This window comes from Streptomyces acidicola (assembly GCF_009377235.1).
Classification (GTDB): Bacteria; Actinomycetota; Actinomycetes; order Streptomycetales; family Streptomycetaceae; genus Streptomyces; species Streptomyces acidicola.
Genome location: NZ_VMNX01000098.1, coordinates 1 through 23361 on the forward strand (window position 1 = coordinate 1; position 23361 = coordinate 23361).

20 protein-coding genes and 1 riboswitch are annotated in these 23361 nt (G+C 71.6%); of the genes, 11 read left to right on the plus strand and 9 right to left on the minus strand.

Features of this window, described 5'->3' with window-relative positions; genetic code table 11:
- Positions 1 to 233: 233 nt before the first annotated feature.
- Positions 234 to 350: riboswitch (SAM riboswitch) on the plus strand.
- A 159-nt stretch (positions 351 to 509) separates the two neighbouring features.
- On the plus strand, positions 510 to 1895 hold the full coding sequence (locus FPZ41_RS24155) for an aminotransferase class V-fold PLP-dependent enzyme (protein WP_152865824.1): 1386 nt from the start codon (positions 510 to 512) through the stop codon (positions 1893 to 1895).
- On the opposite strand, the gene FPZ41_RS24160 is transcribed toward FPZ41_RS24155, so the two are convergent.
- The 7 genes from FPZ41_RS24160 to FPZ41_RS24190 all read right to left on the minus strand — a co-directional run bounded on the left by FPZ41_RS24160 (position 1850) and on the right by FPZ41_RS24190 (position 8144).
- Positions 1850 to 3079, minus strand: coding sequence for a glycerate kinase family protein (locus FPZ41_RS24160; protein ID WP_152865825.1), 1230 nt, complete (start codon positions 3077 to 3079; stop codon positions 1850 to 1852). The two genes, FPZ41_RS24155 and FPZ41_RS24160, sit on opposite strands and share 46 nt — an antisense overlap.
- 11 nt (positions 3080 to 3090) lie before the next feature.
- Positions 3091 to 4506 (minus strand): SLC13 family permease, encoded by a 1416-nt coding sequence (locus FPZ41_RS24165; protein WP_322620648.1) that lies wholly within the window; start codon positions 4504 to 4506, stop codon positions 3091 to 3093.
- 77 nt (positions 4507 to 4583) lie between these two features.
- Positions 4584 to 5246 carry a response regulator transcription factor gene (locus FPZ41_RS24170; RefSeq protein ID WP_131565792.1) on the minus strand — a complete coding sequence of 221 codons (663 nt, stop codon included), beginning with the start codon at positions 5244 to 5246 and terminating at the stop codon, positions 4584 to 4586.
- A gap of 25 nt (positions 5247 to 5271) precedes the next feature.
- Positions 5272 to 6729: a sensor histidine kinase gene (locus FPZ41_RS24175; RefSeq protein WP_194236201.1), complete on the minus strand. Its 1458-nt coding sequence runs from the start codon at positions 6727 to 6729 to the stop codon at positions 5272 to 5274.
- Positions 6698 to 6967, minus strand: coding sequence for a small secreted hydrophilic protein (locus tag FPZ41_RS24180; protein WP_152865826.1), 270 nt, complete (start codon positions 6965 to 6967; stop codon positions 6698 to 6700). The genes FPZ41_RS24175 and FPZ41_RS24180 overlap by 32 nt, the downstream gene beginning before the upstream one ends.
- Before the next feature lie 167 nt (positions 6968 to 7134).
- A complete protein-coding gene (locus tag FPZ41_RS24185) occupies positions 7135 to 7416 on the minus strand; it encodes an Lrp/AsnC family transcriptional regulator (protein WP_131565796.1) in 282 nt (93 codons plus the stop codon).
- A complete protein-coding gene (locus FPZ41_RS24190; RefSeq protein WP_152865827.1) occupies positions 7413 to 8144 on the minus strand; it encodes a rhomboid family intramembrane serine protease in 732 nt (243 codons plus the stop codon). Before FPZ41_RS24190 ends, FPZ41_RS24185 begins: the two co-directional genes overlap by 4 nt.
- A gap of 192 nt (positions 8145 to 8336) precedes the next feature.
- Between FPZ41_RS24190 and FPZ41_RS24195 the strand changes: the two genes are divergently transcribed.
- The 5 genes from FPZ41_RS24195 to FPZ41_RS24215 all read left to right on the plus strand — a co-directional run bounded on the left by FPZ41_RS24195 (position 8337) and on the right by FPZ41_RS24215 (position 13926).
- On the plus strand, positions 8337 to 8579 hold the full coding sequence (locus FPZ41_RS24195; protein ID WP_134032424.1) for a hypothetical protein: 243 nt from the start codon (positions 8337 to 8339) through the stop codon (positions 8577 to 8579).
- Between the two features lie 47 nt (positions 8580 to 8626).
- Positions 8627 to 9976, plus strand: coding sequence for an NYN domain-containing protein (locus FPZ41_RS24200; protein WP_152865828.1), 1350 nt, complete (start codon positions 8627 to 8629; stop codon positions 9974 to 9976).
- Positions 9977 to 10340: 364 nt separating this feature from the next.
- Positions 10341 to 11372 (plus strand): C40 family peptidase, encoded by a 1032-nt coding sequence (locus FPZ41_RS24205; RefSeq protein ID WP_322620649.1) that lies wholly within the window; start codon positions 10341 to 10343, stop codon positions 11370 to 11372.
- 272 nt (positions 11373 to 11644) lie between these two features.
- On the plus strand, positions 11645 to 12667 hold the full coding sequence (locus tag FPZ41_RS24210; RefSeq protein ID WP_322620650.1) for a C40 family peptidase: 1023 nt from the start codon (positions 11645 to 11647) through the stop codon (positions 12665 to 12667).
- 44 nt (positions 12668 to 12711) lie between these two features.
- Positions 12712 to 13926, plus strand: a complete 1215-nt coding sequence (locus FPZ41_RS24215; RefSeq protein ID WP_322620651.1) for a hypothetical protein — start codon at positions 12712 to 12714, stop codon at positions 13924 to 13926.
- Positions 13927 to 14022: 96 nt separating this feature from the next.
- Here FPZ41_RS24215 and FPZ41_RS24220 read toward each other — a convergent pair whose 3' ends face one another.
- Positions 14023 to 15279, minus strand: a complete 1257-nt coding sequence (locus FPZ41_RS24220) for a glycosyltransferase 87 family protein (protein WP_152865829.1) — start codon at positions 15277 to 15279, stop codon at positions 14023 to 14025.
- 146 nt (positions 15280 to 15425) lie between these two features.
- Between FPZ41_RS24220 and FPZ41_RS24225 the strand changes: the two genes are divergently transcribed.
- A complete protein-coding gene (locus FPZ41_RS24225; protein ID WP_152865830.1) occupies positions 15426 to 16568 on the plus strand; it encodes a glycosyltransferase family 4 protein in 1143 nt (380 codons plus the stop codon).
- Positions 16569 to 16701: 133 nt separating this feature from the next.
- On the plus strand, positions 16702 to 18339 hold the full coding sequence (locus tag FPZ41_RS24230) for a GMC oxidoreductase (RefSeq protein ID WP_152865831.1): 1638 nt from the start codon (positions 16702 to 16704) through the stop codon (positions 18337 to 18339).
- A gap of 19 nt (positions 18340 to 18358) precedes the next feature.
- Here FPZ41_RS24230 and FPZ41_RS24235 read toward each other — a convergent pair whose 3' ends face one another.
- Positions 18359 to 20155: an AMP-dependent synthetase/ligase gene (locus tag FPZ41_RS24235; RefSeq protein WP_152865832.1), complete on the minus strand. Its 1797-nt coding sequence runs from the start codon at positions 20153 to 20155 to the stop codon at positions 18359 to 18361.
- 337 nt (positions 20156 to 20492) lie between these two features.
- On the opposite strand from FPZ41_RS24235, the gene FPZ41_RS24240 reads away from it, so the two are divergent.
- The 3 genes from FPZ41_RS24240 (at position 20493) to FPZ41_RS24250 (ending at position 23311) form a co-directional block, all read left to right on the plus strand.
- Entirely contained in the window at positions 20493 to 21248 is a 756-nt protein-coding gene (locus tag FPZ41_RS24240) for a metallophosphoesterase family protein (protein ID WP_322620653.1), read from the plus strand.
- 283 nt (positions 21249 to 21531) lie between these two features.
- Complete coding sequence (locus FPZ41_RS24245) at positions 21532 to 21975, plus strand: SRPBCC family protein (protein ID WP_152865834.1); 444 nt, start codon at positions 21532 to 21534, stop codon at positions 21973 to 21975.
- Between the two features lie 145 nt (positions 21976 to 22120).
- Positions 22121 to 23311 (plus strand): ArsA family ATPase, encoded by a 1191-nt coding sequence (locus FPZ41_RS24250; RefSeq protein ID WP_152865835.1) that lies wholly within the window; start codon positions 22121 to 22123, stop codon positions 23309 to 23311.
- The last annotated feature ends 50 nt before the right edge of the window (positions 23312 to 23361 follow it).

Consider the following 23361-nt stretch of genomic DNA (forward strand, 5'->3'; position numbering starts at 1 on the left):
TTCGGCGGCTTCGCCCCGGACCCCGTTTCGGGGGCCAGCCCCCGGACCCCCGCTCCTCAAACGCCGGAGGGGCTGAACGATCCAGCCCGCCAACGGGGTCTGGGGCGGCAGCCCCAGGGATGGGACGGGTAGGGGCGGCGGGGGCGGAAGAAGCCGGCGGTACCGGCCCGCATCGTTCCGCCATCCGGACACCCCCCTTGCGCCCGAATGATCCTGTGGCAGGATGCTGGGCAGGTCATGAGCGACAGCCACAAGGCCCCGGCCGGCTGTCCGGCAACCCTCCGTCCGTGGCGGGGTGCCCCGGGTGAAGACCAGGCCGTAGGCAGCGAGGTCTGCGGCAAGCGCGGACCAGGGAGCCTTCCGTGAGCAAGCGAATGCGATAGGGCCGCAGAGCCCCGCCTCCGCATATCCCCTTTTCTTCATCCCGCCCGTGCCGTGGGTCGCTCCAGCCGCCCTTCGCGCTGTCCGGTACGGAACGGAATTCCGCCTGCCTTCACGGGAGTTCAGCCATGTCCTTCTCCAGTTCTGCCTCCGCCTCCGACCTTGCTGCCGACCAGTCCCTTCGCGCCCCGCTGCCCGTACTGGGACGGGACGTCACCGTCCCGCTCGTGACGGGTGGCGAAGTGACGTACGCCGCGCTGGACTACGCCGCCAGCGCCCCGGCCCTGCAGCGTGTCTGGGACGACGTGGCCGCGTACGCGCCTTACTACGGCAGCGTGCACCGGGGTGCCGGGTACCTGTCCCAGCTGTCCACGGATCTCTTCGAGAACGCCCGCAACACCGTCGCCGAGTTCCTCGACTGCCGCGGCGACGACCAGGTCGTCTTCACCCGCTCCACCACCGACTCGCTCAACCTCCTCGCCGCCGCGCTCCCCACCGACTGCCAGGTCTTCGTGTTCGAGACCGAGCACCACGCCTCCCTGCTGCCCTGGCGGGACGCCCACGTCACCTATCTGAACGCCCCCCGCACCCCGGCAGAGGCCGTCGCCACCGTCGAGCGCGCCCTCGCCGGTCGCGACCCCCACGGACCCGCTCTCGTCTGCGTGACCGGCGCCTCGAACGTCACTGGCGAGCTGTGGCCCGTCCGTGAGCTGGCCGCCGCCGCGCACGCCCACGGCGCCCGCATCGTCCTCGACGCAGCCCAGCTCGCGCCCCATCACCCGGTCTCTGTGCGGGAGTTGGGCGTCGACTGGGTCGCCTTCTCCGGTCACAAGCTGTACGCGCCCTTCGGCTCCGGCGTCCTCGCCGGGCGCGCCGACTGGCTGACCGAGGCCGATCCGTACCTCGCGGGCGGGGGCGCGAGCCGGAAGGTCTCCCGGCGTACGGACGGGGGAGTGGACGTGGAGTGGCACGTCAGTGAGGCCCGCCACGAGGCCGGGTCCCCGAACGTCATCGGCGCCTACTCCATCGCCTCCGCCTGCAAGGCCCTCACCGAGGCCGGGTTCGACGCCCTGGTCGCCCGCGAGCAGTACCTGATCGACACTGTCCGCGCGGGCCTCGCCGAGGTTCCCCAGGTGCGCGTCCTGTCGCTCTTCGGGGACGACGCCCCGCGTGTCGGCGTCCTCTCCTTCGTCGTCGACGGGTGGAACAGCTCGCACTTCGCGGCCGCCCTCTCCGCCGAGTACGGGATCGGCGTACGGGACGGGCTCTTCTGCGCCCACCCGCTGGTGCGGACGCTCCTCGGCAGTGACCCGGAAGCCCAGGGCGAGTGCGGCGCCCCCGAGGCCGCGCCCGGCGAGAAGTCCCTGAACGCGATCCGGGTGAGCTTCGGCGCCGGTACGCCGGACGAGCACATCGAGCGGTTCCTGGGAGCGGTCAAGGAGCTCGTCCGGGACGGCGCCCAGTGGAACTACCGTACGGAGGAGGGGCGTTGCGTGCCCGACACCTCCGCGTGAGCCGCTAGTCCGGCGCCTGCCGCGCCTGCCGCACCCGCCGGCAGCCGGGTGCCGAGCCGGATCATCCGCAGGGCGCGCTCCGTGGCGTCCGTGAGGAGTTCCGCGGCCCGGACCAGCGCCTCGGCCAGCGCCATCGGTGCGGGCAGGATGCCGTGGCAGGCGTCCACGCCCGGCACCTCGTGCGCGCCCTCGCCGAGCGTCCCCGCCAGGGCGAGCACCGGCCGCCCGTGCAGCTTGGCACGGCGGGCCACCTCGGCCGGGACCTTGCCGCGCGGCGTCTGGTGGTCCAGCGCGCCCTCGGCGGTGACGACCAGGTCGGCGCGGGCCAGACGGGCGTCCAGGTCGAGGTGGTCAAGGAGCACCTCGAAGCGGGGCAGCAGCCGGGCGCCCAGGGCGGCGAGGCCCGCCCCCAGGCCGCCGGAGGCTCCGGTGCCGGGGCCGCCGTACAGGTCGGTGCCGCCCGTGGCCAGGTCGCGGGTCAGAACGTAGGCCCAGTTGTCCAGGCCCGCCGACAGTTCCTCCACCTGTGCGGGGGTCGCGCCCTTCTGCGGGCCGAAGACCCGGGCCACCCCGCGCTCACCGCACAGCACGTTGTACGGGTTGCAGGCGACCAGCAGTTCGACGTCCTTGAGGCGGGCGTCCAGGCCCGACGGGTCGATGTGGTGCAGGCGGGGCAACTCCCGGCCTCCGGGCGGGAGTTCGAAGCCGTCCGCGTCGAGCAGGCGGGCTCCGAGGGCCTGGAGGGCGCCGGCGCCCCCGTCCGACGTACCGGAGTCGCCGCAGCCCACAAGGACGCGTCGTACGCCCAGGTCGAGGGCCGCGCGGATCAGCTCGCCGACGCCGTACGTCGTCGTGGCGCCCGGGTCGCGGAGGCGGTTCGGGACGAGGGAGAGGCCCGCGACCGCCGCCATCTCGACGACCGCAGTGTCCCGGCAGCCGAGCAGCGCGAAGTGGGTGCCGACGGGCTCGCCGAGCGGGCCCGTGGCGGGCAGGGCGACCAGCCGTCCCCCGGTCGAGGCGGCCAGCGCGGCGGCCGTGCCCTCGCCGCCGTCCACCAGGGGGATGAGGTCGATCCGGGCCTCGGGCACGACCCGGCGGACGCCCGCCGCGATGGCGTCGGCGGCGGCCTGGGCGGACAGGGACTCCTTGAAGCCGCTGGGGGCCACGGCGATACGGCTGAGCATGAGACGACCTCCTAGCGGGTCAGGGGCACGCCGAGCAGCGGCCACACCGCGACGGCGAAGAGCAGGACGAGAGCGGCGGTCAGCGGCGCCAGGACGGCGGACAGACGCAGCAGGTCGCGCGGGGTGTACGTGGGCGTCCCGGGGATCTCGGCGAAGAGCGTGACCGGTTTCGCGGAGGCGGGCAGCGTGTGGCAGAAGCCCGCCGCCGCGGTGGACGCGAGGGCGGCCGCGACCGGATTGACCCCGGCACCCACGGCCGCCGCCACCACCAGCGGGACCAGCACCGACGAGCGCGCCGAACGGGACTGCAGGACGAGGTGCGCCGCCGTGCTGACCACGATCACCACGGTCAGGAACACGGCCGGCGACACACCCCCGGGGAGCCCGGAGACCAGCCACTTCGCCGCGCCCGAGTCGGCCAGCGCGACGCCCATCGCCATCGTCGCGGCCATGAACAGCAGCAACGACCAGGGAACCGTCTTCAGCGCGTCCTTCAGCCGTACGGTGCCGAGGGCCGGCGAGGACGCGACGACCGCGCCTATCAGTGCCACGACCGCGGGCGGCACCTGGTGGAGCGGCTCGGCGCACCACAGGACCACGACCGTGGCGAGCAGCAGCGCACAGCGGGTCTCGGCCTGCGACCAGGGACCGGTGACCGGGCGGTCGCTGTGCTGCTGGATCTGCTCGGCGGTGATGTGCACGGGACCCCGGCGGTCAGCGCGCCGGGTGGTCGTCAGCAGGACGGCCTCGGCCGCCAGATGGGAGCACACCACGGCCAGCGGCAGACCCAGCAGCAGCCACTCCGTGAAGCCGATCCGGTCACCGGTGGCCTCCCACAGCACCGACACGGTGATCAGATGCGCGCCCGCCCCGATCAGGGTTGCCACCGCCGACAGAAGGATCACGGTCGGAAACAGCAACGCCAGCATCACGACCAGTCGTTTCCGGTCGGAGAGCGCCTTGGCGAGGGCGAGGAACACCGGCAGCGCGAGCGCGGCCCGGCCCGAGGTCGCCGGCACGGCGAAGGCCGTCACCACCAGCGCGGCCGTCGTCAGATGCGTCAGCTGCCGAACGGTGCGCGCCCCGCCGACCAGGAACACCGCCGCCCGCCCCGCAAGGCCCGTCCGGCTCACCGCCGCCGCCAGCACGAACGCGCAGATCAGCAGCCACACCGTCGAGTCGCCCAGGGTGCCGAAGAGCGTGTCGCTGCTGATCACCCCGGTGACCGTCAGCGCGAGCCCGGCGCCCAGCGCGATGTACGTGTCGTCGATCGGCGTGGCGATCCAGGCGCAGGTGGCCAGGGCGAAGACCACGAGCGTGAGACGGGCGTCGCCGCCGAGGCCGGGGAAGTTGCCGGGCACCACGAGCAGTGCGCACAGGGACAGCGCCGCGCACAGCGCCACGGCCAGACGGAGGTTCAGGGTCACATCATCGAGGGTCCTGCCGGGCCGTGAGCCGTCGATGAGCCGCACATGAAGGAAACTTCACGCGGCCGTTCGCCCCGTTACGACGGCAACCGGTACCCCATCCCGCGAACCGTCTCCACCCGCTCCGAGCCCAGCTTCTTCCGCAGCGCGCGCACGTAGACGTCCACGATGTTGGAGCCGGGATCGAAGTCGTACCCCCATACGTGCGACAGGATCTGCTCGCGGGACAGCACCTGCCCGGGATGCCTCAGGAACAGCTCCAGGAGCACGAACTCGCGGGCCGTCAGATCGACCGTCCGCTCCCCGGACCGGGCCCGCCGCGTCCGCAGGTCCAGGCTCAGCGAACCGGACCGCAGCACCGTCACCTCGGGCGCGCGTGCCGCCGTACGCAGCCGCAGGCGCACCCGCGCGAGGAGTTCCTCGAAGCGGAACGGCTTGGTCATCCAGTCGTCGGCGCCGCCCTCCAGACCGGCCACGGTGTCCCGTACGGAGTCCCGGGCGGTCAGCACGATCACGGGGATGGTCACGCGGGCCTCCCGCAGTTCGCGCAGGACCGTGAAGCCGTCCCGGCCGGGCAGCCCGATGTCGAGGACGATCAGATCGAATCCGCCGGTCAGCGCGTACTCGTACGCGGCCTCGCCGTCACCGACCACGGTGGTCGTGAATCCGCCCGCGCGCAGGCCCTTCTCCACGAAGGCGGCGATGCGTTCCTCGTCCTCCACGATGAGAATGCGGTTCACGTGCGTGCCTCTTTGCGGATCGCGTTCACGGGCGTGCTTCCTCCAGGTTCAGTACGAAGGTGGCGCCGCCGCCCTCCGTGTCGTGCAGACGGACCCGGCCGCCATGGGCCTCCGCGATCGCCCGCACGATCGACAGCCCGAGCCCGGCGCCCGAGCCACGGGCGCCGCGCCGGGCGGTCCCGCGCCGGAACCGCTCGAAGATGACCCGGGCGTCCTGCGGCTGGACACCGGGCCCGCAGTCCACGACGTACAGCTCGACGCACGAGCCGTCGGCGCGGGAGCCGATGCGGATGGTCTGGCCGGCCGTGGTGTGCTGCACGGCGTTCTGCGCGAGCTGGACCATCGCCTGGGTGATCCGCTGGGGGTCCAACTCCACCTCCCGGTCGGCGACTTCGGCGAGCTGCCAGTCGCGGTCGCCGAGGGTGCGGGCCTTGACGTAGACGTCGGCGGTCAGTTCGGCGAGCTGGACGGGCTCCGGGGTGACGAAGTCGGGGCGCTCGGCCTTGGCGAGCAGGAGCAGGTCCTCGACGATGCGGCTCATCCGGTCGAGCTCGTCGGTGACGAGGCGGACGGTCTCCTCGCGCTCGGCGGGGTCGTCGCCCATCAGCTCCAGATGGCCGCGCACGATGGTGATGGGGGTGCGCAGCTCGTGACCGGCGTCGTCGACGAACTCCCGCTGGGCGGCGAAGGCGCGCTCCAGCCGGTCGAGCATGGCGTTGAACGTCTCGGCGAGCGCGGCCACGTCGTCCCGTCCGCGCACCGGGATACGACGGGTGAGGTCCTGCTCGGTGAGCTGCGCGGCCGCGGTACGCACCAGCCGTACGGGCTGCAGGATCCGCCCGGCGACCGCCCACCCGATCCCGGTCGTCAGCACCAGCGCCACCCCCGAGATGGCGAGCAGTATGCGGAACACCTCGTCCACGCCCGCCTGTTCGCGCCCCGGGTGGAAGGCGACGACGAACGCGGCGTCCGGTTCGCTGCCGTGCCGGGCGACGGCCACCTTGGCCCAGCGGATCTCGCCCGCCGCCCGGTGCAGGATGCCGGTGGAGTCGGGCGAGTCGTAGATACGGCGCCGCGCGTCGGCGTCCTGGTGCAGGGGCACGGCGACCGGGATGTCGCGGGGCGGCTGGATGATCTGCGCGGGGCCACGGCCGTACCGGCCCACCAGCCCGATCAGTTCCTCGTCCGGGTCGGCGTACTGCCGCTCCAGGAAGACGTACAGCAGCCGCCCCGGATCGGTGAACGGCCGGCCGGTCTCCGGGTCGACGCCCCGCTCCTCGAAGTGGGCGAACTCACCGGCCTCCTGGGCGAGCAGCCCGCTCACCCGGAGCTCGACGTCCCGGAGCAGTATCGACCGCGTCGTGGCGGCCACCGAGCCGAGGGCGACGGCCATCATGAGCAGCAGCCAGAGCAGGATGCGGACGCGCGCCGTGAGCGACCGTCGCGGCCGGTCATCCGTCGTCGCCGGGCCCGTCGTCGTCATCGTCATCATCCGCAGAGCTGTCCGTCACGGGAGGCCGTGACACGACCTCGTCACTGGGCGTCGGCGTCGGCGCGGACGGGGTGGGCGCCGGCGAGGAGGGCGAGCCGCTGTCCAGTTCGACCTTGGGCGGAACCTTGGGCGACTCCGGACGGTCACTGAGGGCAAAACTGGTGGCGGCGATCCCGAGAGGAATCACCACGACAGCGGCGAGGGCCGCCATCCGGCGAGAGAAGACCATGGGACCGATGCTGCGCACGGCACCCGACAGCAGGATGAGCCCAAGATGAGGAACTCTTCATCCGAGGGGAACTGGGGGGTGTTTCAGGGGCGCGGGGCTGTGTCGATGTGCGGCTCCGCCGCGTGGGCGCGACAAACCACGACGCACCCGCACCCGCCATACGACCTCTAGCTGTCCAAACCGATAGCGAACGCAGCCTCAAGGTCATGCTGCGAATACGTACGGAACGCCACATGCGTATCCGTGGCCTCAACCCCGGGAATCTTGCTGATCCGTCCCGGAATCACATCGGCGAGATCATCGTGGGCCTTCACCCGGACCATCGCGATCAGGTCATAGGTACCGGTCACGGAGAACACCTCACTGACGGAGTCCAGCGCGGCGATCGACTCGGCGATCTCGGGGATCCGGTCCACGCTGGTCTTGATGAGCACGATCGCGGTGATCACGGCGGGTTCTCTCCCTCGGGGGCGGACGCTGGGGATGTCACTCTAGTCGGCCGCATGTACCGCACCCACGCGTAGGCGAAGCCCAGGCCGAACCCCACGACGTGCGCCAGGTAGGCCACCCCGGGCCCCCGCGTGGCCTGGCCGGCCGCGACCCACTGGAGGCCCACCCAGAACGGCAGGGTCACCCACGCCGGAAACCGCAGCGGAAGGAAGAACAGGAACGGAAAGAGGCTGGTGACCCGCGCTCTGGGGAACAGATACAGAAACGCGCCGAGGACCGCGGAGATCGCCCCCGACGCTCCGACCAGCGTCTGCGACGAGTCGGCGTTGGCGGCCGCGTACCCCAGCAGGGCGAGGCAGCCGCAGCCCGTGTAGAAGAGAGCGAACTCGATGTGGCCCATCCGCTCCTCGGCCATCGCCCCGAAGACATAGAGGAACAGCATGTTGCCGAGGAGGTGGAGCCAGCTCCCGTGGATGAACAGCGCCGTCAGGGGGGTGAGCGCGGCCCGCGGGTCGGCCCCGATCAGTTCGACCGGCACGACGCCCCAGCGCCGGAAGTACGCCCGCTGGGCGGCGAGCAGTTCGTCCCCGGTGCCGTACCCGGCGTTCATCCCGGACGCCGGGCCGATCAGGAAGATCATGCAGCAGGCGCCGATCAGTCCGTAGGTCACCGGCGCCGGGTGTTGCCGTAGCGCCCGGCCTGCCTTCGCGCTCCACTGCCTGATCATGATCAGAGCATGACGTAACCGGACCGAACCGCACAGACCGCCTCGCCGCCATGGACGGACGGGCGGCGGGTACCCGCCAGGCCGTAGGGTTACGAGCGGCGTCGGGGCGTGCCCGTACTACCCCGGGGTCGCTTGGCCACACGCACCAGGGAAACTGGCGCATCACGGAGACTGGAAGGAAGAGCAGCCACGATGACGACGGTTCCCCTGCCGACCGACACCACCCGCTGGCGCTGCACGCTCTGCGGCAACCTCACGCGGTTCGACGTGACCCGCTCGTCGAAGGTTGTCGAGTACGTGCATCTCGACCTGGCCGGGGAGCCGAAGGTGGAGGAGCGCGAGGTGCTCAGTGAGACGATCGAGTCGGTGCGCTGCCGCTGGTGCAACGCCGTGGACCAGGTGGAACTCGTGGACAGGCCGGGGGCAGGCTCCTGACAGGAGCGGCCCCCGCAGAGGTACCGGTACAGGTATTGGGGTGACGGATGGTGGAGACCGCAGGCGGGGGGCCGGGCGACGGCGCCGCTGAGGTGCTCGACCGTCCGCTGCCCGAGGGCGTACGCCGACGCGTCGTACAGATCGTGTCCGACGGATTCGGCGGGCTGACCGTCCCGGAACTGCCCGCGCAGCTCAGACAGTACGCCCGGTTCGCTCCCAACCGGAGGGCCAAGTTCGCGGGCAACGCCATGGCGGCGGCCCTGGAGGGCGACACACTGTTCCGGCAGCGCATCGGGGAGCAGTTCAGAGAGGCCCAGCCCGAGCTCGCCGCCGCCCTCGACTCGGGCGCGCCCCCACCGGCCGCGGACCCGCTGGACGTGGCGGCCGCGGCCTATGTGCTGCGCCCCACGGGCTGGGTGAAGCTGGTCACCGCGGCCGGCGAGGAGGCCCAGCGGGCCGACGCGGAGCGCGCGGACGAGGAGAGCCGCGCCGAGCTGGAGCGGCTGCGTGCGGAGCTCGTCGAGGCCCGCGACCTTACGAGGGCCGAGACCGAGCGGCTGCGCGCGGAGCTGGAGTCGGCCAAGAAGGAAGCGGAGTCGCTCCAGCGCAAACTGCGCGCCGCACTCAGCGACATCAAGCGCGGCGAGGCCGCGATGCGCAAGGTGCACACCGAGATCGAGGCCGTACGCGCCGAGAGCCACGCCCAGGTGTCGGCCGCCGAGAGCGAGACCCGGCGGCTCAAGGCACGGCTGGGGGAGGCCGAGGCGGCGTTGGAGGCCACCCGGCGCGCCGCGCGTGAGGGGCGCAGCGTCGAGGACATGCGCGTACGGCTGCTTCTGGACACCGTGCTGGACGCGGCCCAAGGGCTGCGGCGGGAGCTGGCGTTGCCGCCGGTGTCCGTACGGCCCGCCGAGACCGTGGACGCCGTCGAACCCGGCCGTATGACCCCGAAGGACATCGCAGCCCGCGCACTGTCCGAGAACGACCCCGCGATCCTCGACCAGTTGCTCGCGCTGCCACAGGCTCATCTCGTCGTCGATGGCTACAACGTCACCAAGACCGGCTATCCGCAGATGCCGCTGGAGAAGCAGCGGCTGCGGCTCCTCGGGCAGCTCTCGCAGCTCGCCGCGCAGACGAACGCCGAGGTGACGTGTGTCTTCGACGGCGCCGAACTGGCCGCGCCCGTGCTGCTCGCGCCGCCGCGCGGGGTGCGGGTGCTGTTCTCCAAGCCGGGCGTCACCGCTGACGAACTGATCCGCCAACTGGTGCGCGCCGAGCCGCCCGGGCGTCCGGTCATCGTCGCCTCCACCGACCGTGAGGTGGCCGACGGGGTGGCCAAGGCCGGAGCCCGGCCGGTGGCTTCGGCGGTCCTGCTGAAGCGCTTCTCACGCGGCTGAAAACGGTCCCTGGGCCAGGTCAAGGGGGACTGGGACTCCGCTCCCTCTGAACGCGCGGTCGTTCTGGTCCGTACATCCCATGGGCCACGTACGTCGCAAGCGCAACCTGTGAAGTGAAATGCCCCAATTGGGGGTTCCGTCACGCAACGTAGCGTCAATGGGGCATCACCGCACGTGAGTTGAGGGCAAAGAATGCGCTGCGTCACATACTTTTTTCACGTGAGGATTTGAACTGATCACAAGAAGGTCACTAGGGTCTGGCTTCGAACCTCCGCTCGGTTGATCACTCATTCGGGGTGACGGTGGAGGGGCACCGCCCACCGGTGTGTCGGTAGGCGGCTGAAGGAAGAAGGAGATCGCCTCCGTGGCGTCCCACCGTCGACCGAAGCAGCCGAACCGCGCACGTGTCACTGTGCTCACCACTGCCGCTGCTGCCGCTGTGGCTCTCTCCTCGCAGGCCGCCAACGCCGCGCCCAGCGAGAAGCCGAGCAAGGACGAGGTCAAGTCCAAGGTCGACGCGCTCTACGAAGAGGCGGGGCTGGCCACCGACAAGTACAACGGGGCCAAGGAGAAGCAGAAGAAGCTCGAGAAGGAGATCGACACTCTCCAGGACCAGGTCGCGCGCGGCCAGGGCGAGCTCAACGACCTGCGTGAGGGCCTCGGCCTGATGGCCAGCTCCCAGTACCGGACGGGTGGCATCGACCCCTCCGTCCAGCTCTTCCTCTCCGCCGACCCGGACGACTACCTCGACAAGGCGTCCACGATGGATCAGCTGAGCGCTCAGCAGATCGAGGCGCTGAAGAAGGTCCAGGACAAGCAGCGGGTGCTCGCCCAGCAGCGCGAGGAAGCCGCCGGGAAGCTCAAGGACCTCGCCGACACCCGCGAGTCCCTGGGCGAGAAGAAGAAGGAAGTCCAGGACAAGCTCGCCGAGGCGCAGAAGCTCCTCAACACCCTGACCGCCCAGGAGAAGGCGGCGCTGGCGGACGAAGAGCAGCGCGCCAGCCGCTCCGCCGGGGAGCGCGTCGAACTCGGCAACGAGGCGCCGTCCTCCGAGCGCGGCGCCGCCGCGCTCGCCGCCGCGGACACCCAGGTCGGCAAGCCGTACGTCTCCGGTGGCAGCGGCCCCAACTCGTACGACTGCTCCGGGCTGACCCAGTGGTCATACGCCCAGGCGGGGGTCTCGATCACCCGGACCACGTACACGCAGCAGAACGACGGCCCGAAGATCGGGCGCAGCCAACTCAAGCCGGGCGACCTGGTCTTCTTCAACAACCTGGCGCACGTCGGCCTCTATGCGGGCAACAACACGGTCCTGCACTCCCCGAAGCCGGGTGCCGTCGTCCGCTACGAGTCGATGAACACCATCGGTTCCTTCCAGTTCGGCGTGCGTATCTGACCGGCCCTCCGGCCACTCCCCGCCGTTCGCGGCCCCTTCACGATCAAGACTCACGATCAAGATGCCGTAGCGCCCGAACGGGCGAATTACCACGACCCGCGCTGACCCCACGCCCCGCCGATGACCTGCGTCTGAGGCGGGGCGTCGCGCTGTGTGCCCGTTGTGTACCCCATGACGTCTTTGGTCGGCACCTGGCCACGGGGCTACTGTCTGGCCGTTTCCCCTGCACAGGGGGACGGTCCGTGTCCGCCAGCGAAGGGAGAGCGGCTCCCGTGGGGTCCCACCATCGCCGCCTTGTACCGCCCGGGTTCAACCGGGGCGCGAGCGCAGCGCTCTGCGTACTGTCCGCCGCCGCGGCTCTCGGTGCCGTACAGGCGGGACCGGCAGCCGCCGCGCCGTCCGACGACACCCGAGCCGAGGTGGACCGCCTCTACGAGGAGGCCGAGCGGGCCACCGAGGCGTTCAACAAGGCCGACGAACGCGCCGGCACCCTGCGCGAGCAGGTCGGTGCCGCCCAGGACCGGATCGCCCGCCAGCAGGAGCGCGTCAACACCATGCGGGACGCGCTCGGTTCACTCGCGGGCGCCCAGTACCGCGCCGGCGGGGTCGACCCCTCGCTCATCCTGCTGCTCTCCGAGGACCCCGCCGGCTACCTCGACAGGGCCGCCGCCCTCGACCGGATCAGCGCCCACCACGCAGGGGAACTCAAGGACCTTCAGCGGGCCCTGCGCGACCTCGCCCAGGAGCGCGAGGAGACGACCGGCAGGCTCAAGCGGCTGGAGAAGAGCCGCAGTGCCGTCGCCGAGCACAAGCGCACCGTCGAGCACAAACTCGCCAAGGCCCGGCGGCTGCTCAACTCCCTCCCGGCCGAGGAGCGCGCCGAGTACGACCGGGTCTCCCGCGCCGGCGGCACCCACCGGTCCGACCCCGCAGGCGCCGCCGCACCCAGCGCCCGCGCGGCCGCCGCCATCGCCGCGGCCCGCGCCGCTGTCGGCAGGCCGTACGTGTGGGGCGCCAACGGGCCCCACGGCTTCGACTGTTCGGGCCTCATGCAGTGGTCGTACGCCCAGGCCGGCGTCGGGCTGCCGCGCACCTCGCAGGCCCAGCGGTACGCCGGCCGCCATGTGCCGCTGTCCGAGGCACAGCCCGGCGACCTGGTCCTCTACCGGGAGGACGCCAGCCACGTCGGCATGTACGCGGGCAACGGCCAGGTCATTCACGCCCCGTACCCGGGCGCGCCCGTCCGCTACGACCCGGTCGGCATGATGCCGGTCTCGGCGGTCACACGGGTCTGAACCGGCGTGCGCCACATGCGGCGGGTCACCGTACGATCGGGAAGGTGGCGGGTCGACGGCATGCGGTGTGGGCAGGGCTGTCCTTGGCGTTGGCCCTTGTCGTGGGCTGCGGAGGCGGCCCCGCACCCGACGCCGCCAGGGCCGACGTCCAGCACGTGCTCGACCGGCGCGCGGAGGCCGTCCTGGAGCGCGACGAGTCGGCGTACCGGGGGACGGAGGCGCCGGTGTCCGGCGGCCGGGACCACCCTGCCGCCGGCACGGCGGAGTTCGCGAACCTGCGCGGCCTTCCGCTCGCGTCCTGGTCGTACCGCCTGACCGGCTTCCACCGCTCCGGGGACCGGGCGACGGCCGAGGCGGAACTCCGCTACCGGATACGCGGGTACGACAAGGTCCCCATCACCGCCGCCCGCGCGCTGACGCTGACCCGCGACGACGGCACCTGGTACGTCGCCTCCGACGAGCCCGCCGAGAGGGCCGCCGAGCAACTGTGGGAGCAGGGCGCCGTCCGGGCCGTGAAGGGTGAGCGCAGCCTCGTCCTCGGCGTCGGGCAGTCGGCCGCGGCGCTGCGCGGGTACGCGGCGCTGGCGGACCGGGCCGTGCCCGCGGTGACCGAGGCGTGGGGCGACGGCTGGGCGGGGCGGGTCGTCGTCCTCGTCCCCCGGTCGCTGGACGGGATGGCCGGGCTGCTCGGCGCCCCCGCGTCCGGGTACCGGGGGATCGCGGCGGTCACCACGGGCGAGACGGGAGGCTCCCCGAAGGCGCCCGCGGACCGGATCATCGTCAACCCCGACGCGTACGGCGTCCTCGGCGGCCTCGGCCGGCAGGTGGTGCTCTCCCACGAGACCACCCACGTCGCCACCCGTGCGGCCACGACCGCGGCCACGCCCCTGTGGCTCTCCGAGGGCTTTGCCGACTGGGTCGGCTACCGGGGGGCCGGGCGCACGGCGGTCCAGGTCGCACCGGAACTGCAGCGCGCCGTGCTGGAGGGCCGGGCACCGAGCCGGCTGCCCACGGACGCGGACTTCGGCTTCGGCGGCAACGCGACGCAGCTCGCGCAGGCGTACGAGAGCGGGTGGCTGGCCTGCCGGATGATCGCGGACCGCTGGGGCGAGGTCCGGCTGAACGAGTTCTACCGGGCCGTGGGGGACCACGAGAGGCGCGCGGGCGCCGTGGAGGGCGCGCTGCGGGACGTGCTCGGCACGACGCCGGAACGGTTCACGGAGCAGTGGCGGGCGTATCTGCGGGCCCAGCTGGGCTGAGCCTCGGCCGCCGGGCCGCCGAGGCCGGCCGACGAGTCCTACTGGCCAGAGGCAGTCGGGACGAGCCCTACTGGCCAGGGGCAGTCGGGACGAGCCCTACTGGCCAGGGGCAGTCGGATCGAGCAGCCCGTCCGGCGATTGAGGACGTCGCTCCTCGGGACGGTGAACCACCTCTTCGCGCCGGAGGCCCACCGTGTCCTGCCACAGCTCCAGCGCGGCGAACAGCGTCGCGAGGACGAGCAGGCCGTTGCGGGCGAAGAGCAGGAGGACGCCCAGCCAGTCGCTCGCGACCACGTGGTCGAACCAGACGGGGAACTCCAGCACGGTCAGCAGGCACGCGGCCAGGACGAGGTACGCGGGCACCACCATCCGGCCGGCCCTGAAGCACAGGCAGACCGCCGCGAGCCCGACCAGCCACACCATGTACTGCGGGCTGATGACCCGGCTCGTGGTCGTGAACATCAGCACCGCCACGAAGGCCGCCTCCGCGAGCGTGTGCGGCGCGAACCGCCTGGCGCGCAGCCGCCACAGCGCCAGCCAGCCGAAGGCCGCCGCGCTCAGCAGCAGGGCCGCCATGCTGACGACGTCGACGTACGGCCCGAGGAACTCGACCGAGCCGTAGTTGAGCAGCACCTGGCCTTCCCAGCCGAACTGGCGGGCCACGTGGAGGGCGAGCGCGCCCAGGGACTCGATCTCCGTGCCCCTCTCGCGCTGGAAGGTCAGGAAGGCGAAGGCGCCCGGCATCCAGACCGCGAACAACGCCGCCAGCACCGAGCCGGTCACCGCGGCGGAGAGCCATGCCGCGCGCTTCCTCGCCCCCACGAGCAGCAGTACCGGCCACACCTTCAGCAGCGCGCCGAAGGCCGCGAGCGCCCCCATCACGCGCGGGTGACGCGCTCCGGCGAGCAACGCGGCCACCGCGACCGCCGTCACCATCACGTCATACCGGGCGTACACGGTCGGCCCGAGCAGCGCCACGCCCACGACCCACACCCAGGCGCCGCGCTGTGCCCCGCCGGGGCGCGTCCCCGCGGAGCACAGCAGCGCGAGGACCACCAGGTCGGAAAGGAGGACCAGGGCGAAGAACGCCGGCGCGTAGCCCAGGAACGGCAGCAGGGCGGGGGAGAGGATCGCGAGCGCGGCGCCGGGCGGGTACTGCCACGTCACGTCGCCCAAGGGGTATGTGCCGCCGCGCAGGACCTCGTACCAGCCCTGGTAGATCACCGAGACGTCGGTCGTCACGTCCGGGCCGGGGAAGACGAGGAACTTGAGGACGAAGAGCAACAGGAGCAGCCTGGTCGCGGTCCAGGCCGTGAGGAGCCCGACCGGGAATCGCTGTGTGCCCGCCGCCATGTCCACCTCCGCCCTTGCTCGTGTGTCCCGTATGTGGGGACATGATGTCCTGTCCGCCTGTGAGAGGGCTCGCGGCGTGGCCGGGCCCGGCCGTGGGGAACCCGGTCAGGTCCGGTGCGGGGACCCGCCCGGTAGGGTCGGCGGCGATGCACAAGACCCTGATCGTGACCAACGACTTCCCGCCCCGGCCCGGCGGCATCCAGGCCTTCCTGCACAACATGGCGCTGCGGCTGGACCCCGAGCGGCTGGTCGTCTACGCGTCCACGTGGAAGCGGAGCCGTGAGGGCGTCGAGGCGACGGCCGCCTTCGACGCCGAACAGCCCTTCACCGTCGTACGTGACCGGACGACCATGCTGCTGCCGACTCCGGACGCCACGCGGCGCGCGGTGTCGCTGCTGCGGGAGCACGGCTGCACCTCGGTGTGGTTCGGGGCCGCGGCCCCGCTCGGTCTGATGGCGCCCGCGCTGCGCAGGGCAGGCGCGGAGCGGCTCGTGGCCACGACGCACGGGCACGAGGCGGGCTGGGCACAGCTGCCCGCCGCCCGCGGGCTGCTGCGCCGCATCGGGGAGGCCACGGACACGATCACGTACCTCGGCGAGTACACGCGCTCCCGGATCGCGGCCGCGCTGACCCCGGCGGCGGCCGGGCGCATGGTGCAGCTCCCGCCCGGTGTCGACGAGAAGACCTTCCACCCCGGCTCGGGCGGCGACGAGATCCGCGCCCGCCTCGGCCTGACCGACCGCCCGGTCGTGGTCTGCGTCTCCCGGCTGGTCCGGCGCAAGGGGCAGGACACGCTCATCCGGGCGCTGCCGCGCATCCTCGCCCGGCAGCCCGAGACGGTGCTGCTGATCGTCGGCGGCGGCCCCTACGAGAAGGACCTGCGCAGGCTCGTGTACGAGACCGGGGTCGCCGGCTCCGTCCGCTTCACCGGAGCCGTGCCCTGGGCGGAGCTGCCCGCCCACTTCGGCGCCGGAGACGTCTTCGCCATGCCGTGCCGTACGCGCCGGGGCGGGCTGGACGTGGAGGGGCTCGGCATCGTGTACCTGGAGGCCTCCGCGACGGGGCTGCCGGTCGTCGCCGGAGACTCCGGCGGCGCCCCTGACGCGGTCCTCGACGGTGAGACCGGCTGGGTCGTCCGCGGCGGCTCCCCGGAAGAGGCGGCCGACCGCGTCCTCACCCTCCTCGACGACCCGGAGTTGCGGCGCCGCATGGGGGAGCGGGGCCGCGAGTGGGTCGAGGAGAAGTGGCGGTGGGACCTGCTGGCGGAGAAGTTGAAGCAGTTGCTGTAGGGGCAGAAGGCGACTAAAGGTACTAAGGGTGCGGAAGTCCCAGAAGATGCGATCGGGACAAGAGGGGTGGAAGGGGTAAAAGGGGTATCGAGTATCCCTGGTAAGAATAAGGGCACCCGCGCATTCTGTGCGCATGACAGAAAAACTGACGCACCATCACCTTTCTCGCCGCCGCCTGCTCGGTCTCGCCGCACTGCAGTCGGCCGCCGCCCTCGGTCTCACCCGGGTAGGTCTGACGTCCGCGCACGCCGTGGAGCCCGAGGCCGTCGACAACTCGCCCGCCATCGTGATCGGCTCCGGCTACGGCGCCGCCGTGGCCGCCCTGCGCCTCGGTCAGGCCGGCATCCGCACACTCGTCATCGAGATGGGCAGACTCTGGAACACCGCCGGCTCCGACGGCAAGGTGTTCTGTCCCACCAACGCGCCCGACCAGAGATCGATGTGGTTCCGCACACGCACCGAGGCGCCGCTCGCCACCTTTCTCTGGCTGGATGTCGTCAACCGGGACATCAGCCCCTACCCCGGCGTCCTCGACCGCGTCCGCTTCGCCAACATGTCCGTGTACGTGGGACGCGGTGTCGGAGGCGGCTCGCTGGTCAACGGCAGCATGGCCGTCACGCCCCTCCAGTCGTACTTCGCCGAGCAGTTCCCCACCGTCGACACCGCGGAGATGTACGGCACGTACTTCCCGCGCGCCCGCTCCATGCTCGGCGTCAACACGATCGACCCCGCCTGGTTCGAGTCCACCGAGTGGTACCGCTTCACCCGGATCTCCCGCAAGCACGCCGAGAACGCCGGTCTGAAGACCACGTTCGTCCCGAGCGTGTACGACTTCGCCCACATGCAGCGCGAGGCCGCCGGCACGGCCACCAAGTCCGCGCTCGGGGCCGAGGTCATCTACGGCAACAACCACGGCAAGCGCAGCCTCGACAAGACGTACCTCGCCTCGGCGCTGGGCACCGGCAACGTCACGATCCACACCATGGAGCGGGCCAGGGGGATACGCAGGGAGAGCGACGGGACGTACGTCGTGACCGTCGACCGCATCGACGACACCGGCGCCGTCGTCGAGACCAAGGAGTACGGCTGCACCTACCTCTTCCTCGGCGCGGGCAGCGTCGGCACCACCGAACTCCTGGTCCGGGCACGGGCGAAGGGAACCCTGCCCGCCCTCGACGCGAGCGTCGGCGGCGGCTGGGGCACGAACGGCAACGTGATGCTCGGGCGCGCCAACCACCTCTGGGACACCGTCGGGGCGAACCAGTCCACCATGCCCGTCATGGGGATCGACGACTGGGCGAACACCGCCAACCCGGTCTTCGCCGAGATCGCCCCGCTGCCCACGGGACTGGAGCACTGGGTCAGCCTCTATCTGGCGATCACCAAGAACCCGGAGCGCGCCGCGTTCACGTACGACGCGGCGAGCGACTCGGCGAAGCTCGGCTGGAGCGCCGCCCAGAGCGCGGTGTCCGTCTCCATGGCCAAGAAGCTCTTCGACCGGATCAACTCGGCCAACTCCACGATCTACCGCTACGACCTGTTCGGCTCGGCCAGCAAGGTCTTCGCCGACGACTTCACGTACCACCCGCTGGGCGGCTGCGTGCTGGGGAAGGCGACCGACGGCTACGGGCGCGTGAAGGGCTATTCGAAGCTGTACGTCACGGACGGCTCACTGGTGCCCGGGTCGATCGGGGTCAACCCGTTCGTGACGATCACCGCGCTCGCGGAACGGACGATGGCGCGGGTCCTGGCCGAGGACACCGTGTCATGAGGGTCGGCCGGGCGGGGGCTCAGCCCCGGTAGATCGCCTCGATCTCGTCCGCGAAGTCCTTGGCCACCACGCTGCGCTTGAGCTTCAGTGACGGCGTGAGATGGCCCGAGTCCTCGGTGAACTGGGAGGACAGAATGCGGAACTTCCGCACCGATTCCGCCTTCGACACCGCGGCGTTGCCGTCGTCGACCGCCGACTGGATCGCGGCCACAAGGTCGGCGTCCTCGTGCAGCGACGCCGCGGTGGAGCCCGCCGGCTTGCCGTGCTCGGCGGCCCAGCGGCCCAGGAACTCCTCGTCGACGGTGACCAGCGCGCCCACGAACGGCCGCCCGTCGCCCACCACCATGCACTCCGCGACCAGCGCGTGCGCGCGGATACGGTCCTCGATCACGGCAGGGGCCACGTTCTTGCCGGCCGCGGTGACGATGATCTCCTTCTTGCGGCCGGTGATCCTCAGATAGCCGTCCTCGTCGAGGGTGCCGATGTCACCGGTGTGGAACCAGCCGTCGGCCAGCGCCTCCTGAGTCGCGCCCGGGTTGTTCCAGTACTCCTTGAACAGGTGCTCGCCGTGCAGCAGCACCTCGCCGTCGTCGGCGATGCGGATCACCGAACCGGGCAGCGGCTGGCCGACCGTGCCGATCTTCTGCCGGTCCCAGGGGTTGAAGGCGGTGGCCGCGCAGGACTCGGTCAGTCCGTAGCCCTCCAGGACTGTGAAGCCGATGCCGCGGAAGAAGTGGCCGAGGCGCTCGCCCAGCGGGGCGCCGCCCGAGATGGCGTACTCACCCTTGCCGCCGAGCACCGCCCGCAGCTTGCTGTAGACGAGCGTGTCGAACACCTTGTGCTTGACCTTCAGCCCGAGCGGCGGACCGGACGGGGTGTCCAGGGCCTTGCTGTACGCGATGGCCGTGTCCGCCGCCTTGTCGAAGATCTTGCCCTTGCCGTCCGCCTGCGCCTTGGCGCGTGCCGCGTTGTAGACCTTCTCGAAGACACGCGGTACACCGAGGATCAGCGTGGGCCGGAAGCCGGCCAGTTCGTCGGTGAGGTTCTTGATGTCCGGGACGTTGCCCAGCTTGATCGGCGCCATCATCGGCGCGATCTGCACCAGCCGCCCGAAGACGTGCGCGAGCGGCAGGAAGAGGAGCACCGAGCAGTCGCCGGTACGGAAGAGCGGACGCAGCCGCTCCACGATGTTCCCGCACTCGGCGAAGAAACTGCGGTGGGTGAGCACACAGCCCTTCGGGCGGCCGGTCGTGCCGGACGTGTAGACGATGGTCGCCGGGTCGTCGGCCTTGGCCAGCGAGCTGCGCTCCTCGACCGTCGCGTCGGTGACGTCCAGGCCGAGGCGGTCCAGTTCCTCCACGGCGCCGGCCTCGATCTGCCAGACGTTCTTGAGCGCGGGCAGCCGGTCGCGCACCGACTCGACGGCGGCCGCGTGGTTGTCCTGCTCCACGATGCAGGCGGTCGCGCCCGAGTCGCTGAGGATCCACTGGACCTGCTCGGGCGAGCTGGTCTCGTACACCGGCACGGTGACGGCGCCCGCGGACCAGATCGCGAAGTCGAACAGCGTCCACTCGTAGCGGGTACGGGACATCAGCGCGACCCGGTCACCCGGCTGGACCCCGGAGGCGATGAGCCCCTTCGCGGCGGCCCGCACCTCGGCCAGGAAGGCGGCGGCGGTGACGTCCAGCCAGGCATCGCCCGCCTTGCGGGCGATCACGGCGACTTCGGGGTGCTGCGCGGCGTTTCTCCGGACGATGTCGGTGAGATTGCCGTCCGTGGGGACCTCGTACAAAGCCGGAAGGCTGAACTCGCGCAAGACTGCTGCTCCTCATAGGGCGCCGGCACCCGACTCTGCGTGCTGCGACGGTCGGTCCAGGACTCGGGCAGGTGCTCTCGGATTGAGTTGTTGAAATCCTGAGCACAACTGGACTGCCCGGACGTTACCCGTCGGTATCCCTTCTATGACAGGGGGTCGGGCGAGATGTTTTCTCCGTCACACGTCAATAGGCTTTCCTTCGCGCACAGTAGTCCACGGAATTCGCAACTGGCCAGTAACCACAAGTCCGGCCACCTCTGTTCACTTTTGCGCCACGCCCCTACGCTTGATCACCATGGCACCCACACCAGGCAGCAGCGGCAGGACGCGCATCCACGTGGTCAGCGACGTGCATGGCAACGCGCGCGACCTGGCCCGGGCGGGCGAGGGTGCCGACGCCCTGGTCTGCCTCGGTGACCTGGTGCTCTTCCTCGACTACGCCGACCACTCGCGCGGCATCTTCCCCGACCTGTTCGGCGTCGAGAACGCCGACCGGATCGTCGAGCTGCGCACCGCCCGCCGCTTCGAGGAGGCCCGCGCGTTCGGCGCCCGGCTCTGGGCCGGGATCGGCTCGGAACGGGCCACCGTGATCGAGAAGGCGATACGCAAGCAGTACGCCGAGCTGTTCGCCGCGTTCCCCGCTCCGACGTACGCCACCTACGGCAATGTCGACATGCCGACCCTGTGGCCGGAGTACGCCGGACCGGGCATCACGGTGCTGGACGGCGAGCGCGTGGAGATCGGCGGCTGGGCCTTCGGCTTCGTGGGCGGCGGCCTGCGCACCCCCATGCGCACCCCGTACGAGATCAGCGACGAGGAGTACGCGGCGAAGATCGAGGCCGTCGGCGAGGTGGACGTGCTGTGCACGCACATCCCGCCGGAGGTCCCGGAGCTGGTGTACGACACGGTGGCGCGCCGCTTCGAGCGGGGCAGCCGGGCCCTGCTGGACGCGATCCGCCGCACCCGCCCCCGCTACGCGCTCTTCGGCCACGTCCACCAGCCGCTCGTACGGCGGATGCGGATCGGGGCGACCGAGTGCGTGAACGTCGGGCACTTCGCCGGGAGCGGGAAACCCTGGGCGCTGGAGTGGTGACCCCCAGGTGGGGTGCCAAGCGTCGGGCGGGCGCGCGGTAGCCTAAGGCCTGTTCTGAGTTCCCCGCCTGCGCCCCGGCGCCCGGCACGCACGATCGCCGCACGGCGCCGCAGGACAGGTGGCTCCGCCACATGACCTGCGACACCGCACGCCGATCGCACGCACCGAACGCCGCTGCGCCCGCGCTTCGCGCGGACGACGGGGAACTCAGAACAGGCCCTGACGCTGCACACGCGTGCGTACGACCCTCCCTCACCGGACCGCATCTGGAGGAGCCACGGCGATGGCGGAACACACCAGTTCGAGCATCACGATCGAGGCGGCACCGGCCGACGTCATGGGCGTGATCGCCGACTTCGCCCGCTACCCGGACTGGACGGGCGAGGTGAAGGAGGCGGAGGTCCTCCAGGCCGACGACCAGGGCCGGGCCGAGCAGGTCCGTCTCGTCATGGACGCGGGCGCCATCAAGGACGACCAGGTCCTCGGGTACACCTGGACCGGCGACCACGAGGTCTCCTGGACCCTGGTCAAGTCCCAGATGCTGCGCTCCCTCGACGGCTCCTACATCCTCAAGCCGGCCGGTGCCGGAGCGACCGAGGTGACGTACCGCCTCACGGTCGACGTCAAGATCCCCATGCTCGGCATGATCAAGCGCAAGGCCGAGAAGGTCATCATCGACCGCGCGCTGGCGGGCTTGAAGAAGAGGGTGGAGTCCGGGGACAAGTAGCCTCCGCCGGGCGCGCCCCGCAAGGGGCGCGGGGCTGTGTCGATATGCGGCTCCGCCGCGCGGGCGCGACAAGCCCAGCACAACCCGCAGCCGCCCACCGACCCCAACCAGGCAGACGAGACGACCCGGCCCCGAGGCGGAGCCCATGCGCACCATCCTGATCACCGGCCCCGGCGGCGCCGGCCGCACGACGATCGCCGCGGCCACCGCCCTCAAGGCCGCCCGCGAGGGCACCCGCACCCTCGTACTCGGCGCCGACCGCACCGACACTCTCGGCGCGATACTCGGCGTACCCACGGGCGCCGACCCCGTGGAGGCGGCCACCGGGCTCACCGCGTGGCGGCCGGACGCGGCGGAGGGTTTCCGCGAGGACCTGGTCGCCTTCCAGGAGCGGGCCGGCTCCGTCCTGGACCTCCTCGGCGCCTCCCGCCTCGACGCCGAGGAACTCACCCCGCTGCCCGGCGCCGAGGAGCTCGCCCTCCTGCGCGCCCTGCGCGACGCGGTGCTCTCCGAGGCGTACGACCTGCTCGTCGTGGACCTGCCCCCGGGCCCGCAGGCGGTCGCGCTGCTCGGACTCCCCGAGGAGCTCCGCCGCTATCTGCGCCGCCTGCTGCCCCCGGAGCGGCAGGCCGCCCGTGCCCTGCGCCCCGTCCTCGGACGCCTCGCGGGCGTGCCGATGCCCGCGGAGTGGCTGTACGACACGGCCGCCCGCTGGGACAGCGAACTGGCCGCCGTGCAGGCCGTCCTTGAGGAGCGGTCCACGACCGTAAGGCTCGTCGCCGAACCGGGACCGAGCGGCACCGACCACGTCCGCACCGCCACCGTCGGCCTCGCCCTGCACCGCCTGCGCGTCGACGTGCTCGTCGCCAACCGCGTCCTGCCCCACGCCACGCACGACACCTGGTTGGCGGGCCTCGTCGCCCAGCAGCGCAAGGCCCTGGAGAGCTGGCGGGATGCGTACGGCGGCGGGCCGGGCGTCCACGAGGTCGCCCACCTCGGCAGCGACCCCCGCGGCGGCGACGACCTCACCGCGCTCGACCTGCCCGGTGTCAACCCGGACCCCGCCCCGGTCGAGTGGCCCGTCACCGAACAGCCCGCCGACGAGGGCGGCGGCAGGGTCTTCGCCTGGCACATCCCCCTGCCCGGCGCGATACGCGACGAGCTGGACCTCATCCGCCGCGGCGACGAACTCGTCGTCACCGCGGGGCAGTTCCGCCGAATCATCCAGCTCCCGTCGGCCCTGCGCCGCTGCACGGTGGACGGAGCGTCCCTGCGCGAGGGCGAGCTCAGGATCCGGTTCGCCCCGGACCCGGAGCTGTGGCCCGCGGGGCGGTGAACGAGTAACCGCCGTTCGGGTAACGTCGAAGGTACGAACCCTAGGCAGGA

Coding starts and splice junctions, on each gene's coding strand:
- FPZ41_RS24155 (WP_152865824.1), top strand. CDS start 510: ATGTCCTTCTCCAGTTCTGCCTCCGCCTCCGACCTTGCTGCCGACCAG.
- FPZ41_RS24160 (WP_152865825.1), bottom strand. CDS start 3,079: ATGCTCAGCCGTATCGCCGTGGCCCCCAGCGGCTTCAAGGAGTCCCTG.
- FPZ41_RS24175 (WP_194236201.1), bottom strand. CDS start 6,729: ATGACGACGACGGGCCCGGCGACGACGGATGACCGGCCGCGACGGTCG.
- FPZ41_RS24180 (WP_152865826.1), bottom strand. CDS start 6,967: ATGGTCTTCTCTCGCCGGATGGCGGCCCTCGCCGCTGTCGTGGTGATT.
- FPZ41_RS24190 (WP_152865827.1), bottom strand. CDS start 8,144: ATGATCAGGCAGTGGAGCGCGAAGGCAGGCCGGGCGCTACGGCAACAC.
- FPZ41_RS24195 (WP_134032424.1), top strand. CDS start 8,337: ATGACGACGGTTCCCCTGCCGACCGACACCACCCGCTGGCGCTGCACG.
- FPZ41_RS24200 (WP_152865828.1), top strand. CDS start 8,627: ATGGTGGAGACCGCAGGCGGGGGGCCGGGCGACGGCGCCGCTGAGGTG.
- FPZ41_RS24220 (WP_152865829.1), bottom strand. CDS start 15,279: ATGGCGGCGGGCACACAGCGATTCCCGGTCGGGCTCCTCACGGCCTGG.
- FPZ41_RS24225 (WP_152865830.1), top strand. CDS start 15,426: ATGCACAAGACCCTGATCGTGACCAACGACTTCCCGCCCCGGCCCGGC.
- FPZ41_RS24230 (WP_152865831.1), top strand. CDS start 16,702: ATGACAGAAAAACTGACGCACCATCACCTTTCTCGCCGCCGCCTGCTC.
- FPZ41_RS24245 (WP_152865834.1), top strand. CDS start 21,532: ATGGCGGAACACACCAGTTCGAGCATCACGATCGAGGCGGCACCGGCC.
- FPZ41_RS24250 (WP_152865835.1), top strand. CDS start 22,121: ATGCGCACCATCCTGATCACCGGCCCCGGCGGCGCCGGCCGCACGACG.